Source organism: Pararobbsia silviterrae (assembly GCF_003628125.1).
GTDB classification, from domain to species: Bacteria; Pseudomonadota; Gammaproteobacteria; order Burkholderiales; family Burkholderiaceae; genus Pararobbsia; species Pararobbsia silviterrae.
In genome coordinates this window covers 742630-756159 of the sequence record NZ_RBZU01000001.1, presented here as the reverse complement: position 1 = coordinate 756159, position 13530 = coordinate 742630, and the positions used below count along the sequence as shown (strand labels likewise).

11 protein-coding genes are annotated in these 13530 nt (G+C 64.0%); 4 read left to right on the top strand and 7 right to left on the bottom strand.

The features are described 5' to 3' along the window. The first annotated feature begins 50 nt into the window (after positions 1–50). Positions 51–548, top strand: a complete 498-nt coding sequence (gene moaC / locus D7S86_RS03460; RefSeq protein WP_121083435.1) for a cyclic pyranopterin monophosphate synthase MoaC — start codon at positions 51–53, stop codon at positions 546–548. Positions 549–774: 226 nt separating this feature from the next. Here the strand turns inward: moaC and D7S86_RS03455 are convergent, their stop codons facing one another. From D7S86_RS03455 to recA, 7 genes are all read right to left on the bottom strand, one after another. After that, the gene (locus tag D7S86_RS03455; RefSeq protein WP_121083434.1) at positions 775–2607 is read right to left on the bottom strand and encodes a PglL family O-oligosaccharyltransferase; all 1833 of its coding nucleotides are present in this window, start codon (positions 2605–2607) and stop codon (positions 775–777) included. Between the two features lie 104 nt (positions 2608–2711). Then, positions 2712–3419, bottom strand: a complete 708-nt coding sequence (locus D7S86_RS03450; protein ID WP_338069145.1) for a pilin — start codon at positions 3417–3419, stop codon at positions 2712–2714. A gap of 458 nt (positions 3420–3877) precedes the next feature. Next, positions 3878–4588 (bottom strand): TerC family protein, encoded by a 711-nt coding sequence (locus tag D7S86_RS03440; RefSeq protein ID WP_121083428.1) that lies wholly within the window; start codon positions 4586–4588, stop codon positions 3878–3880. 84 nt (positions 4589–4672) lie between these two features. Then, positions 4673–5557, bottom strand: a complete 885-nt coding sequence (sucD, locus tag D7S86_RS03435) for a succinate--CoA ligase subunit alpha (protein WP_121083426.1) — start codon at positions 5555–5557, stop codon at positions 4673–4675. A 33-nt stretch (positions 5558–5590) separates the two neighbouring features. Then, positions 5591–6757 carry an ADP-forming succinate--CoA ligase subunit beta gene (gene sucC, locus D7S86_RS03430; protein WP_121083424.1) on the bottom strand — a complete coding sequence of 389 codons (1167 nt, stop codon included), beginning with the start codon at positions 6755–6757 and terminating at the stop codon, positions 5591–5593. Positions 6758–7326: 569 nt separating this feature from the next. Continuing rightward, positions 7327–7884 (bottom strand): recombination regulator RecX, encoded by a 558-nt coding sequence (gene recX / locus D7S86_RS03425; protein ID WP_420813188.1) that lies wholly within the window; start codon positions 7882–7884, stop codon positions 7327–7329. A gap of 188 nt (positions 7885–8072) precedes the next feature. Continuing rightward, entirely contained in the window at positions 8073–9143 is a 1071-nt protein-coding gene (gene recA / locus D7S86_RS03420; RefSeq protein WP_121083420.1) for a recombinase RecA, read from the bottom strand. A 190-nt stretch (positions 9144–9333) separates the two neighbouring features. Here recA and D7S86_RS03415 point away from each other — a divergent pair, with 190 nt between their 5' ends. The 3 genes from D7S86_RS03415 (at position 9334) to D7S86_RS03405 (ending at position 13483) form a co-directional block, all read left to right on the top strand. After that, complete coding sequence (locus tag D7S86_RS03415) at positions 9334–10032, top strand: response regulator transcription factor (protein WP_121083418.1); 699 nt, start codon at positions 9334–9336, stop codon at positions 10030–10032. Positions 10033–10064: 32 nt separating this feature from the next. After that, on the top strand, positions 10065–11585 hold the full coding sequence (locus tag D7S86_RS03410; protein WP_121084266.1) for a sensor histidine kinase: 1521 nt from the start codon (positions 10065–10067) through the stop codon (positions 11583–11585). A 239-nt stretch (positions 11586–11824) separates the two neighbouring features. Continuing rightward, a complete protein-coding gene (locus tag D7S86_RS03405; protein ID WP_121083416.1) occupies positions 11825–13483 on the top strand; it encodes an MFS transporter in 1659 nt (552 codons plus the stop codon). Positions 13484–13530 lie beyond the last annotated feature (47 nt).

Genomic DNA, 13530 nt, shown 5'->3' with positions numbered 1-13530 from the left:
TGGCTGCTATGATAGGTCCCCAAAGCGCCTCAGAAAACAGGAATTGCCCGATGTCTTCCGGTCTCACTCATTTCGATGCCGCGGGTCGCGCGCAGATGGTCGATGTCGGCGACAAGGACCTCACGCGGCGCGTCGCGGTGGCGCGCGGCAGTATCCGGATGCTTCCCGACACGCTCGACGTGATTCGCGACGGACGCGCATCGAAAGGCGACGTGCTCGCGATCGCGCGCATCGCGGCGATTCAAGGCGCGAAGCGCACGGCCGATCTGGTCCCGCTATGCCATCCGATCGCGCTGACGCGCGTGGCCGTCGATTTCGAATTCGACGCGGTATTGCCCGGCGTGCGGTGTATCGCGCAGGCCGAAACGGTCGGCCGCACGGGCGTCGAGATGGAAGCGCTGACCGCGGTCCAGGTCGGGCTGCTCACGATCTACGACATGTGCAAGGCGATCGACCGTGGGATGGTCATGACGGAGATCGGTCTCGTCGAGAAAATCGGCGGGAAGTCGGGGCATTGGACGGCGCCCCCGAGCGGTCAGGCGGGTTAGCCTCCACGCGCAACCGCGCGGCGCATCCGGTATCGATCGTGTCGGACCTCGCTGCCGCGTTGCGTTGCGTTCACGGCATGGACGTCTCGCGACGCTTCACCGTCACGCGACTTGATCCGCATCCCCCGAGCGTGCCGCTGTCAGACGTTCCCGACGGACACCAACGCCCTAAGGGTGCATCGGTGTAAAAAAGCGGCCATCCGAAACGGCCGCCTCCCTCTGGCGCTCAATCGTCACTGTCGTCGTCATCGTCATCGGATGACTTCGGCTGTTCGGGCAGCTGGCCGTACTCGGCAAGCACCTTCGCCTTGAAGTGCGCGAGCGGCGGGCCCATCTGGTCGCATTCTTCATAGAGCCCCGACAACGAGCTCGGCCATTGCTCGACGCCATCGGCGTAGACCTTCATGCGCCGGACCGTATCGAGCGCCTCGTCCTCGCGCCCGGCGAGCACGAGCAATGCGGCCTGACGACGCAGCACGACGTCGCCCGGCAGCAGATACATCGCCTTGCGATGCATGTCGATCTTCGACGACAGGTCCTTCGCGTCAAGCGTCAGCAAGGTCGCGAGACCGTAATCGCCCCATGGTTTGAAGATCTCCGCGGGCGCGGCGCGATATTGCTTCTCGGGCGACTCGCCGTAGTACAGGACCTCGGCGCGCCCGTAGTCGGCGAGCACCGGATACAAGGCGCCGAGCCCGGCAACCAGCAGCAAACCATAGGCAACGCGCGTCACCGGAACCGGGACGAATCGCGCGCCCGCGGGTTCGAGCAAGCCGACGATAAACGCCGCCGGCAGCAGAAAGAACATGTATTGCTGCGGATACTCGACAAGCGCGTGCACACCCAGCACCGCGAGGATCGTGAGGCCGAAGATCATCCCGGGGTTATGCCGCGCACGCAGCACGCGAATCAGCCACATCGCGAGACCGCCGAAGACGATGACCGTGCCGATGATCCCCGTCTTCCCGAGCAGATCGATGACGATGTCATGCGAGTTGTTCGCGAGTTCGATCTTGCCGAGCGCTTCGGTCAGGCCGTACTGATGGATCGGAAACTCGCCCCAACCCACACCGAACAGCGGACTTTCCCGGAACATCGACCACCCGTACTTCCAGAGCGCGAGTCGCGGCGAAATCTGCCCGGCTTCCTGGAAGCGTTCGGCGGCCGACGTCGCCAGACGCAGATGCCATGCCGTATTGGCCCACCGTACGAAGACATTCGCGACGACGAAGATCGCGAACAAACCGATCGGCGCGATCCACGCGCGCCAGCGCTTCGCTCCCCCGTCCGGCGCCGGCCGGCGCGTCGGAATCGCCTCGCCGTTCGCCTCGGGCTGACGATTGAGGCCCAGTGCAAGCGCACCGAGCACGATGACGCCGGTCTGCAGCCATGGCGTGCGCGAGACGGTCAAGGCTTGCCCGATCGCGAACAGCGCGCTGACGACGACCCAGACGATCCAGGGCAGCCGGCGCGTCAGCACGAGATACGTGGCCGCCGTCAGACCGAAGGCGATATAGGTCGCCAGATGGTTGGCCTGCGCCATATTGCCGAACGGCCGGCGCTCGTCGGCCACGCGATAGGCGACCACGAAAGGCCGCATCGCGAGCTCCCATCCGAACGTCTGGACGACTTGGCAAAACACCGCGAACAGCGCACCGATCACCAAGGCGATCGCGGCCGCGCGAACGACCGAGGGTGCCATCAACATCCGCGAACACCAGAACCCCGCATGCATCACGAGCAGCGCGAGCATCACGTAGCCGAAGCCGAGCAGATTCATGCGCGGCAGCGTCGTTGGGACGATCACGGTCTGGAGCACGAGCCAGATGCCGAACAACAGCATGATCACGCCCGAACGCGGCGACGCGAGCAGGTTCGCGCTGCGCGTCGTGCTCGCGTACCACGCGACACCGAGCGACATCAGCAGAAACAAGGTGTACGCGACGAACTCGGCATAGAACGTCGGAATCGGATACGTATGGGTGACGACGCCGTACGGAATCGTCAATGCGAGCATCAGCAAGAACAGCGTCAAGATTCGCGGCAACTGGACAGGCATCGGAATTCGAAGGATTGAGATGCAAACCGCGCACTATACAAAACTTTCCTTGCAGCCCGCTCGAATTCCGACTTTGCCGCACGTCCCCGCGATGCCCTCGCGCCCTATCCGCGACACTCGGCCGGCGCGAATTTCGCCGCCAGCGTCGCCGCGGCGCGCGGCACGGGCACGGGTTCGCTGAACGACGATTTCGCCTTGCTCGCCGCAAAGCACTCCCAGGCCAGGAGACCCGTGGGCGGCGTCCCCGCGTGCAATGTGACGCGCGCGGTCGCGCCGCTGCTCGATCCACTTGATCCACTCGACGGGTCGGCCGCGGCCGATGTCGACGGTACAAGCTTGAGCGAATTTGCCCCGGCGGGTGCCACACGCGCCGTATAGCGGATTTCGATCTCTCCCGTGTCGGAATCGATGACGAGCGATTCGACATTGCGTGTTGCCGGCTGAGGCACATATCCGAGATCGAACGGCACGCCGTTGACCGCGTTGTCGGCGACGAGAAGCCGCGCCGAGCCCGCCAGCGCCAGGCCTTCGCCGACACGGCTGCGGACCACATAGTCCTGATAGGCCGGCACCGCGTACGCCGCGATGACGCCGACGATCGCCAGGACGATCATGAGCTCGATCATCGTGAAACCGAGCACGTAGGCGTGCAGCACCCGGTTCGCGGCGGCCCGCTCGGTGCACGCTCTCAACGCGCGCCCGGTTGCATCGGTTGCATCGGTCACGTCAATCGCGTCGGCCGTCGTTGTCGCGTGCGCCTTCTCCGCCGCCGCCTCCATGGCCCGATGCCGCGCCATGGAGCGCCTTGACATGCTTTCGCTCACCGAGACTTCCCGCGGCGCGGTCGATCTCGCGGTAGCGGGCGTCATCGCGGCCGGCATGGGCGCCGATCGTGCGCGCGCGGGGCGGGTCACCGCATCGGATCTGACGCGACACGTCTTCGCCGCCTGCGCGGGACGTGCGGGACGTGCGGGATCTGCGGGATCTGCGGGGTGTGCGGGGTGTTCGGCGGCGGCGGCGTTCATCGCGAGACTCCAGATCGAGGCAGCCGACAGACAAGGTGGGGGTCGACTGCGAATACCGATCGTAGGCAAGCGCGCTCGGGACCGGCAGTCGGCCGAACGGCCAACAATCGGATGCAATGGCAGGCGGCAGCTCGACACCGCGTCGTGAACGCACGCCGCGCCCCTTCCGAACCCGTCCCGGAGCCAACGCACCCGCAATCGCGCGCCACCCGATCGCGGGTATTCGTTCGGCGTGAAGGGAAACGCTATATGCCTGCGGCGCCCCGTTTCGCTCGCGCCGACTTGATCGCGAGTCCGACGCCTACGACGAGCGCCGCGCCGACGGCCGATGACAGATAGGCGGCGAGATCCGACTGAAGCCAGTCGAATCGGTCGATAAACGGATCGTCGACGATCAAGCCCCCGGCGATCCATCCGAGCAAGCCCGCGCCGCCGAGCACGATGACCGGAAAGCGCTCGATCAAGCGAAGCAGCAGCGTGCTGCCTCCGACCACGAGCGGGATGCTCACGAGCAAGCCCAATATGACGAGATAGATCCGGTGGTGCGGCGGCGCGTTTTCGGCCGCGCCCGCGATGGCGACGACGTTGTCGATGCTCATGACGAGATCGGCGACGATGATCGTGCGGATCGCCGAGAGCAAACGATCGGCGGCGGCGACCTCGCCGCGTTCCGCGTCGTCGGGCTGGAGCAGCCGGATGCCGATATAGAGCAGCAATACGCCACCCAACATCTTGAGGAACGGGAGATCGAGCAGCACGACCGCGAATGCGACGAGTACGGTGCGAAGCACGATCGCGCCGATGGTGCCGTAGACGATACCCTGGACGCGCTGCCGAGGATCGAGATCGCGGCACGCGAGCGCGATGACGACCGCGTTGTCGCCGCCGAGCAGCAGATCGATGACGACGATCTGAATCACGGCACTCCAGTGAATGTCTGCGATGAATTCGGGCATCGGACGCACAGACAAAAAAAACGGGGTATCCCGAAGGATACCCCGCATCGACGACTCAACCGAGTCAGGCGATCAGGCCTCGAATCAGCCCAGCACCGACTTCAGCAGACGTCCCATCTCGGACGGATTGCGCGTGACCTTGATGCCGCACGCGTCCATGATTTCGAGCTTGGCTTCGGCCGTATCGGCACCGCCCGAGATCAGCGCGCCGGCGTGGCCCATGCGCTTGCCCGGAGGCGCCGTCACGCCCGCGATGAAGCCGACGACGGGCTTCTTCATGTTGTCCTTGATCCAGTACGCCGCATTCGCTTCGTCCGGGCCGCCGATTTCACCGATCATGATCACGGCGTCCGTATCGGGATCGTCGTTGAACATCTTCATGACGTCGATGTGCTTGAGACCGTTGATCGGGTCGCCGCCGATACCGACTGCCGACGATTGGCCCAGGCCGAGCGCCGTGAGTTGGCCGACCGCTTCATACGTCAGCGTGCCCGAACGCGACACGACGCCGATGCGGCCCTTGCGGTGGATGTGGCCCGGCATGATGCCGATCTTGAGTTCGTCGGGCGTGATCGTGCCCGGGCAGTTCGGTCCGAGCAGCAGCGTCTTGCGGTTTTCCTTACGCATGCGGTCCTTGAGCGCGATCATGTCGCGCACGGGGATGCCTTCGGTAATGCAGATCGCGAGATCGAGATCGGCTTCGACGGCTTCCCAGATCGCGGCCGCGGCGCCTGCCGGCGGCACGTAAATCACCGAAACGGTGGCGCCCGTTTCAGCCTTCGCTTCCTTGACCGACGCGTAAATCGGAATGCCTTCGAAATCTTCGCCGGCCTTCTTCGGGTTCACGCCCGCGACGTAGGCTTCGCGGCCGTTTGCATATTCACGGCAGGTACGCGTGTGGAATTGCCCGGTCTTGCCCGTGATGCCCTGCGTGATGACCTTGGTGTCTTTATTGATCAGAATCGACATGTAATGACCTCTGTTCGTTAGCTGAATGGACCCTTACTTGCCTTGGGCAGCGGCGACAACCTTCTGCGCCGCTTCTTCCATGCTGTCGGCTGCGATGATCGGCAGACCCGACTCAGCCAGCATCTTCTTGCCGAGGTCTTCGTTCGTGCCCTTCATGCGCACGACCAGCGGTACTTTGAGCGAGACAGCCTTCGATGCGGCGATGACGCCTTCGGCGATCACGTCGCAACGCATGATGCCGCCGAAGATGTTCACGAGGATCGCCTTGAGCCCCGGGTTCTTCAGCATGATCTTGAACGCTTCGGTGACCTTCTCGGTCGTCGCGCCACCGCCGACGTCGAGGAAGTTCGCGGGTTCGCCGCCGAACAGCTTGATCGTGTCCATCGTCGCCATCGCGAGACCGGCGCCGTTCACGAGACAGCCGATGTTGCCGTCGAGCGAGATATAGGCGAGGTCGAACTTCGATGCTTCGACTTCAGCCGCATCTTCTTCGTCGAGATCGCGGTATTCGACGATTTCCGGGTGACGGAACAGCGCGTTCGAGTCGAAGTTGAACTTCGCGTCGAGTGCGATGACCTTGCCGTCGCCGGTCAGGATCAGCGGGTTGATTTCGGCGAGCGAGGCGTCCGTTTCCCAGAACGCCTTGTACAGGCCCTGGAAAATCACGCGCGCTTGCGGCAGCGACGCAGCCGGGATGCCGATCTTCGTGGCGAGATCGTCGGCTTCGGCGTCGGTCAGGCCGGCGGCCGGATCGACGGCCACCTTGTGCAGCGCTTCGGGCGTCTTCGCGGCGACTTCTTCGATGTCCATGCCGCCTTCGCTCGAGGCCATGAACACGACCTTTTGCGACACGCGATCGATGACGAGACCGACGTACAGTTCCTTCTTGATGTCAGCGCCTTCTTCGATCAGCAGACGGTTGACCTTCTGGCCTTCCGGACCCGTTTGATGGGTCTTGAGCTGCATGCCGAGGATCTGTTGCGAGTATTCGCGAACCTGGTCGAGCGACTTCGCGACCTTGACGCCGCCGCCCTTGCCGCGGCCGCCCGCGTGGATCTGCGCCTTGACGACCCAAACCGGGCCGCCGAGTTCTTCGGCCGCCTTGACTGCGTCGTCGACGTTGAACACGGGCTTGCCGCGCGGCACCGCGACTCCGAATTTCCGCAGGATTTCCTTACCCTGGTACTCGTGAATCTTCATACGTGATCCCTATAAGGAGGAGCTGGATGGAATGAACTTCTTGTTACTGGAACCGGAAGTTGGAGACACCGTGAACGCTTGCATCGCACTCGACGGCAAAAAACAGGGAGAGATCTGACCGACGGAACGCCGGAAGGTGGGACGATTGAAACGGCGCTGGCCGGTCTGAACTGCAACGCTTGCGGGGCGGATATCCCTTTGATGCACAAACACTTCGACCCCCTTCGTACACGGACGAGGCGATCTGCAAGGAAGGTTCGGTGGAAGGGACATGCGGACAAGACGCTGCGTAATCTCTGAACCGGGCGAGTTTAACACAGCACGTTCTTCAATCCGGTGCCAGGGCCGGGTCGGCCATTAGGGGGGAATCCCGAGAAAATCGCCGGGCCGAATCGGCCGAGCGGGAAAACGAGCGAGTACGCGTCGGCCTGTGGCTAGCTTGTGTGGTTGGCCCATGTGGTCAGGACCTGTGGTCGACCCGTTGGTCGATCGCGATGCACGGCCTATCACGCGCCCCCCGTATCGTGCCGCCCGGCGCAGCCGCCGAGCACGCGCATCCGGCGTCGCGATCAATCCTCGGCAACGTCGCCGCCCGCCTCGTCGAGCCACTCGCCGCCTTTGAGCACGGCCGAGATCGCCGAACTCGAAAAGCCGCGACTCGCGAGAAACCGCGCCTGTTTCGCGCGTTCGGCCGGCGTGGCCGGCAGACTCGAAAACTTCTTCGACCAGACGGCTTGGGCGCGCGCACGCTCCGAATCGCGAAGCTGACTCGCCACCTGCTCGACGAGTTCGCCATCGACCGCATTGCGTTTGAGTTCGCCGACGATCCGGCTCGCCCCGAAACGGCCCGACCGCCGATGCACGACGCTTTCGGCGAATCGCTGGTCGGACAACCAGCCCTCGCGTTCGAGCGCGTCGAGGACGTCCTCTAGTCGCTCCCCTTCTTCGACGAAGGGCACGAGTTTGCGCTCGAGTTCGGCCCGGCTGTGCTCGCGTCGAGACAGATAGCCGATCGCACGCATCTTGAGCGAACGTTTCGGCCGTTCGCGACCGCTTCGAGCCGCGACGTCCGACGCATCGGCCGATTCGGGGGGATCGAAGGACTGCCCCGTCGCGTAAGCAGACAAGGGGGACGACGTCGCGTGTTCGTGCCGACGCGCCGCTGCGCGCTCACGCGCGCTCGACCGGGCCGATGCGGAGGGAACCCCTGCGGAGGGCGCGGCCGGCGCATCGTCGGACTCGCGTCCGTCTTCGCGCTCCGGCCGCTTATGCGAAGGCCACATCGACGTGCTTGCGTGCGGCGGCGTCCACGGGATCAGGCTTCTTCTTCGACGTCGTCGTCTTCGGACACGTGGCCGGGCATCGCGGTCACGCCGAGCTGCGTACGGACCTTGTTCTCGATCTCGCGTCCGATTTCGGGATTTTCGCGCAAGAACTCGCGCGCATTGTCCTTGCCCTGGCCGACGCGTTCGCCGTTATAGCTGTACCACGCGCCCGACTTCTCGACGATCTTGGCCTGCACGCCGAGATCGATGATTTCGCCTTGGCGCGAAATGCCCTCGCCGTAGAGGATGTCGAAAACGGCTTCACGGAACGGCGGCGCCACCTTGTTCTTGACGACCTTGACGCGCGTCTCGTTGCCGATGACCTCGTCGCCCTTCTTGATCGAGCCGATACGACGAATGTCGAGACGCACCGACGAATAGAACTTCAGCGCGTTGCCGCCCGTCGTCGTTTCGGGGTTGCCGAACATCACGCCGATCTTCATTCGGATCTGGTTAATGAAGACCACCATGCAGTTCGTCTTCTTGATCGTGCCCGTCAGCTTGCGCAGCGCTTGCGACATCAGACGCGCCTGCAGACCCGGCAGCGAGTCGCCCATTTCCCCTTCGATTTCGGCCTTCGGCACAAGCGCCGCGACCGAGTCGACGACGATCATGTCGATCGAGCCCGAACGCACGAGCGCGTCGCAGATTTCGAGCGCCTGCTCGCCCGTGTCCGGCTGCGAGATCAGCAGATCGGGAACCTTGACGCCGAGCTTGCTCGCGTACGTGACGTCGAGCGCATGCTCGGCGTCGATAAACGCGCAGGTGCCGCCGATCTTCTGCATTTCGGCGATGACCTGAAGCGTCAACGTCGTCTTGCCCGACGATTCCGGACCGTAGATTTCGACAACGCGGCCGCGCGGCAAACCGCCTACGCCGAGCGCGATGTCGAGACCCAGCGAACCCGTCGACACGACTTGGACTTCCTCAATGGCCTCGCCGTCGCCGAGACGCATGATCGAGCCCTTGCCGAACTGCTTCTCGATCTGAGCGAGGGCGGCCGCCAGCGCTTTACCCTTTTCGGCTGCGAGCCCGGCCGCGCCTTTCTTGCTTTCTTCCATGAATGGTCCTTTGCTATGATGAACGGCGCTTTTTCGGGATAACGGCGCGCTGTCGCGAGCCCGACGCGCGGGCCTCAAACAGGCGAACGGCCGCGATTGGCGACACTGTATAAAAGAACAGTAGTTTTGACAAGCGCCACATGCGCGCCTGCCGCGCACTGTCGCTCGCCCGCCCCGCGCAGACCATTCCATGCGAATCCTGATCGCCGAAGATGACAGCATACTCGCCGACGGACTGACTCGATCACTCCGCCAATCGGGCTATGCCGTCGATCACGTCGACAATGGCGCCGACGCCGACAATGCCTTATCGCTGCAGACCTTCGATCTGCTGATTCTCGATCTCGGACTGCCGCGCCTGAGCGGCCTCGAGGTGCTGCGCCGCCTGCGCGTGCGCAATTCGACGTTGCCCGTGCTGATCCTGACCGCCGCCGACAGCGTCGACGAGCGCGTCAAGGGGCTCGACTTCGGCGCCGACGACTATATGGCCAAGCCTTTCGCGCTGTCCGAACTCGAGGCGCGCGTGCGGGCGCTGACGCGGCGCGGCGCGGGGGGCGGATCGACCGTGATCCGGCACGGCGCGCTGGCCTTCGACCAGGTTGCGCGCGTGGCCTATCTGAACGACCGCGTCATCGAACTGTCCGCGCGCGAACTCGGCTTGCTCGAAGTGCTGCTGCTGCGTCCGGGCCGCCTCGTGTCGAAGGAGCAACTGGTCGACCATCTGTGCGAATGGGGCGAGGAAGTCAGCACGAACGCGATCGAGGTCTATGTCCATCGGCTGCGCAAGAAACTCGAACCCGACGTCAAGGTCACGACCGTGCGCGGGCTCGGGTACTGCATGGAGAAGCCGCAACCGAGTGGTGCGGCCGCCGCGCCGTTGCCGACGTGAACGCGCGCGGCCATACCGAGACGCCGCCGCGCATGCCGCTCGATGCGGCCGACGCCGATGCGCTGCGCGACGTCCGCTACCGGGATCCGTTCGCCGACCCGACGCCCGTCGCCGACGAACCGCGCGCGAAATCCCTGTTCGGCGAAGTGCTCGACTGGATGCTCGCGCCGCTGCTGTTGCTCTGGCCGATGAGCCTCGCCGTCACGTATCTCGTCGCGAAGTCGATCGCGAATCAGCCGTTTGATCGTGCGCTCGAACAGGACACCTATGTGCTCGCGCGGCAGGTCGGCATGCGCAATGGCGTCGTGACGCTGGCGCTGCCGAACGTCGTCGGCGATTTTCTGCGCACGGACAATGTCGACGCCGTCTTCTTTCAGGTGCGCGGCCCGGACAACGCCGTGATCGGCGGCGATGCGACCCTGCCGCCGCCGCCGAGCGACGACGAGCGCCTCGCGCCGGGCATCGTCGCGTTTCGCGACAGCGCGCTGCGCGGCGACGATATCCGGATCGCTTACACGTATGTCGCGGTGCCGGGCGGCACGCAATCCGCGCTCGTGCAGGTCGCGGAGACGCTCGACAAGCGCAACGCGCTCGCGAACGACATCATCAAGGGCGTCATCCTGCCGCAGTTCGTGATTCTGCCGCTGGCGATCGTGCTCGTCTGGTTCGGGCTGTCGCGCGGGCTCGCGCCGCTGCATGCGCTTCAGTCGCAGATTCGCGCGCGGCGGCCCGACGATCTTTCGCCGCTCGATGCCCAGCAGGCGCCGCTCGAAATCGCGCCCGTCGTGACGTCGTTCAACGAATTGCTGACGCGCCTCGAACAGAACGTCGCCGCGCAAAAGCGATTCATCGCCGACGCCGCGCATCAGATGAAGACCCCGCTTGCCGGTTTGCGCACGCAGGCCGAGCTCGCGCTGCGGCAGGACGTGTCGGCCGACGTGCATCGATGTCTCGAACAGATCGCCGCGAGTTCGGAGAATGCGGCGCGGATGGTCAGCCAGTTGCTCGCGCTCGCGCGGGCCGATGCGGGCTTGCCTGCGCGCGGCATGGATCGCATGTCGCTTGCGCCGCTCGTGCGCGATGTCGTGCGCGAGTGGTTCCCGTCGGCGAGCGCGCGCCGGATCGATCTCGGGCTCGAAGCGCCCGATGCCGGCGTCGAGATCGTCGGCAACGGCGTCATGCTCCGCGAATTGCTGACCAATCTGATCGACAACGCGATTCGCTACACGCCCGCGGGCGGCAGCGTAACCATTCGACTGCGTGAGGAAGACGCGGACTCGCAAGCGGCATCGCCTCGCGCCGTCATCGAGGTCGAGGACACGGGGCTCGGGATTCCCGCGCACGAGCGCGCGCGCGTCGTCGAGCGGTTCTACCGGATCCTCGGCCGCGAGGCCGAAGGCAGCGGCCTGGGCCTCGCGATCGTGTCCGAGATTGCCGCGATGCACCAAGGCACGCTCGACATCGCCGATCCGCCGTTTTCAGAGTCGACGACCCATCCGGGCGTCATCGTCAGGGTTTTCCTGCCTCTATTCGACGACCGGACTTACCCCTAGGCGCAAGGTAGCTGACGCGAATCGGGTGACTGCCGATTTGAATCGTTCAGCGATATTCGACGATTTTTGTCCATATACACGGCATTTAAGCCGACATACGCGGCACGTTATCGCATCGCATTCGAATGAAGCTGGCGATAGGCAGTGTCAGTGGGCAGTAAGTTCGCGATGCCAATCTCCAGACGTGCCCAAGGCAGTGGCGGGCCGACACTACGACTAAAAAATTGGAGACTGAGCTTATGGCTACCGTTAGCGGACATGTATCGTCGCCGCGAATGACAGCGGCCGAGCGCAAGGTGATTCTTGCGTCGTCGCTGGGCACGGTGTTCGAGTGGTACGACTTTTATCTCGCGGGTTCGCTCGCCGCGTTTATCAGCAAGGCGTATTTCTCGGGCGTCAATCCGACCGCGGCCTTCATCTTCACCTTATTGAGTTTCGCGGCGGGTTTCGCCGTGCGTCCGTTCGGCGCGATCGTGTTCGGCCGGCTCGGCGATCTCGTGGGACGCAAATATACGTTCCTCGTCACGATTCTGATCATGGGGATTTCGACGTTTATCGTCGGTTTGCTGCCTGGATATGCATCGATCGGCATTTCGGCGCCGGTGATTTTCATCGGCATGCGACTGTTGCAGGGGCTGGCGCTGGGTGGCGAATATGGCGGCGCGGCGACCTATGTCGCCGAACATGCGCCGGCCAATAAGCGCGGCGCTTATACGTCGTGGATTCAAACCACGGCGACGCTCGGTTTGTTCCTTTCGCTGCTCGTGATCGTCGCGATCCGGTTTGCGCTCAGCGAGAGCCAGTTCGCCGATTGGGGCTGGCGCGTGCCGTTTCTCGTGTCGATCGTGCTGCTGGCGATTTCGGTCTGGATTCGTCTGCAACTGCACGAGTCGCCGGTTTTCCAGCGCATGAAGGCCGAGGGTAAGCATTCGAAGGCGCCGCTGACCGAAGCGTTCGGGCAATGGAAGAATCTGCGTGTCGTGATTCTCGCGTTGCTGGGCTTGACTGCGGGTCAGGCTGTCGTTTGGTACACGGGCCAGTTCTATGCGCTGTTCTTCCTGACGCAGACGCTCAAGGTGGACGGTACGACCGCGAATCTGCTGATTGCGGCGGGTCTGCTGATCGGTACGCCGTTTTTTGTGTTCTTCGGTTCGCTGTCGGACCGGATCGGCCGCAAGCCGATCATCATGGCCGGCATGTTGATCGCCGCCGTGACGTTCTTCCCGTTGTTCAAGACGCTCACGCATGCGCTGAATCCGGCGCTTGAAGCGGCGACGGCGAATTCGCCAATTGTCGTGACGGCGGATCCGAAGGAATGTTCGTTCCAGTTCAATCCGGTCGGGACGTCGAAGTTCTCGACGTCGTGCGATATCGCGAAGGCGGCGTTGTCGAAGGCGGGCTTGAACTATACGAACGTCGAAGCGCCGCCGGGAACGATGGCGACGATCAAGGTCGGCGAGCAGGTGGTGCCGTCGGTCAACGGCAAGGCGCCGGATGCGAAGGAGCAGACGGCGGCGTTCGAGAAGTCGCTGGCGGGCACGCTGAAGGCGGCGGGTTATCCGGCGAAGGCGGATCCGGCGCAGATGAACAAGACGCTGGCGGTCGTCGTGCTGGCGATTCTCGTGATCTACGTGACGATGGTGTACGGGCCGATTGCCGCGATGCTGGTCGAGATGTTCCCGACGCGGATCCGGTACACGTCGATGTCGCTGCCGTATCACATCGGCAACGGCTGGTTCGGCGGCTTCCTGCCGGCGACCGCGTTCGCGATCGTGGCGGCGAACGGGAATATCTATTCGGGGCTCTGGTACCCGGTGATCATCGCGGTGGCATCGTTCGTGATCGGGATGGTGTTCGTGCGCGAGACGAAGGATCGGGATATTTACGCGAACGATTGATTTGCGGCGGGTTGAGGTGGGTTGCGGCTCGATGAGGCAAAGAAATT

What these genes read in the sequence shown, in the direction of transcription:
- moaC (WP_121083435.1), top strand. Translation starts at nt 51, where the DNA reads ATGTCTTCCGGTCTCACTCATTTCGATGCCGCGGGTCGCGCGCAGATG.
- D7S86_RS03455 (WP_121083434.1), bottom strand. Translation starts at nt 2,607, where the DNA reads ATGCCTGTCCAGTTGCCGCGAATCTTGACGCTGTTCTTGCTGATGCTC.
- D7S86_RS03450 (WP_338069145.1), bottom strand. Translation starts at nt 3,419, where the DNA reads ATGTCAAGGCGCTCCATGGCGCGGCATCGGGCCATGGAGGCGGCGGCG.
- D7S86_RS03440 (WP_121083428.1), bottom strand. Translation starts at nt 4,588, where the DNA reads ATGCCCGAATTCATCGCAGACATTCACTGGAGTGCCGTGATTCAGATC.
- sucD (WP_121083426.1), bottom strand. Translation starts at nt 5,557, where the DNA reads ATGTCGATTCTGATCAATAAAGACACCAAGGTCATCACGCAGGGCATC.
- sucC (WP_121083424.1), bottom strand. Translation starts at nt 6,757, where the DNA reads ATGAAGATTCACGAGTACCAGGGTAAGGAAATCCTGCGGAAATTCGGA.
- recA (WP_121083420.1), bottom strand. Translation starts at nt 9,143, where the DNA reads ATGGAAGAAAGCAAGAAAGGCGCGGCCGGGCTCGCAGCCGAAAAGGGT.
- D7S86_RS03415 (WP_121083418.1), top strand. Translation starts at nt 9,334, where the DNA reads ATGCGAATCCTGATCGCCGAAGATGACAGCATACTCGCCGACGGACTG.
- D7S86_RS03410 (WP_121084266.1), top strand. Translation starts at nt 10,065, where the DNA reads ATGCCGCTCGATGCGGCCGACGCCGATGCGCTGCGCGACGTCCGCTAC.
- D7S86_RS03405 (WP_121083416.1), top strand. Translation starts at nt 11,825, where the DNA reads ATGGCTACCGTTAGCGGACATGTATCGTCGCCGCGAATGACAGCGGCC.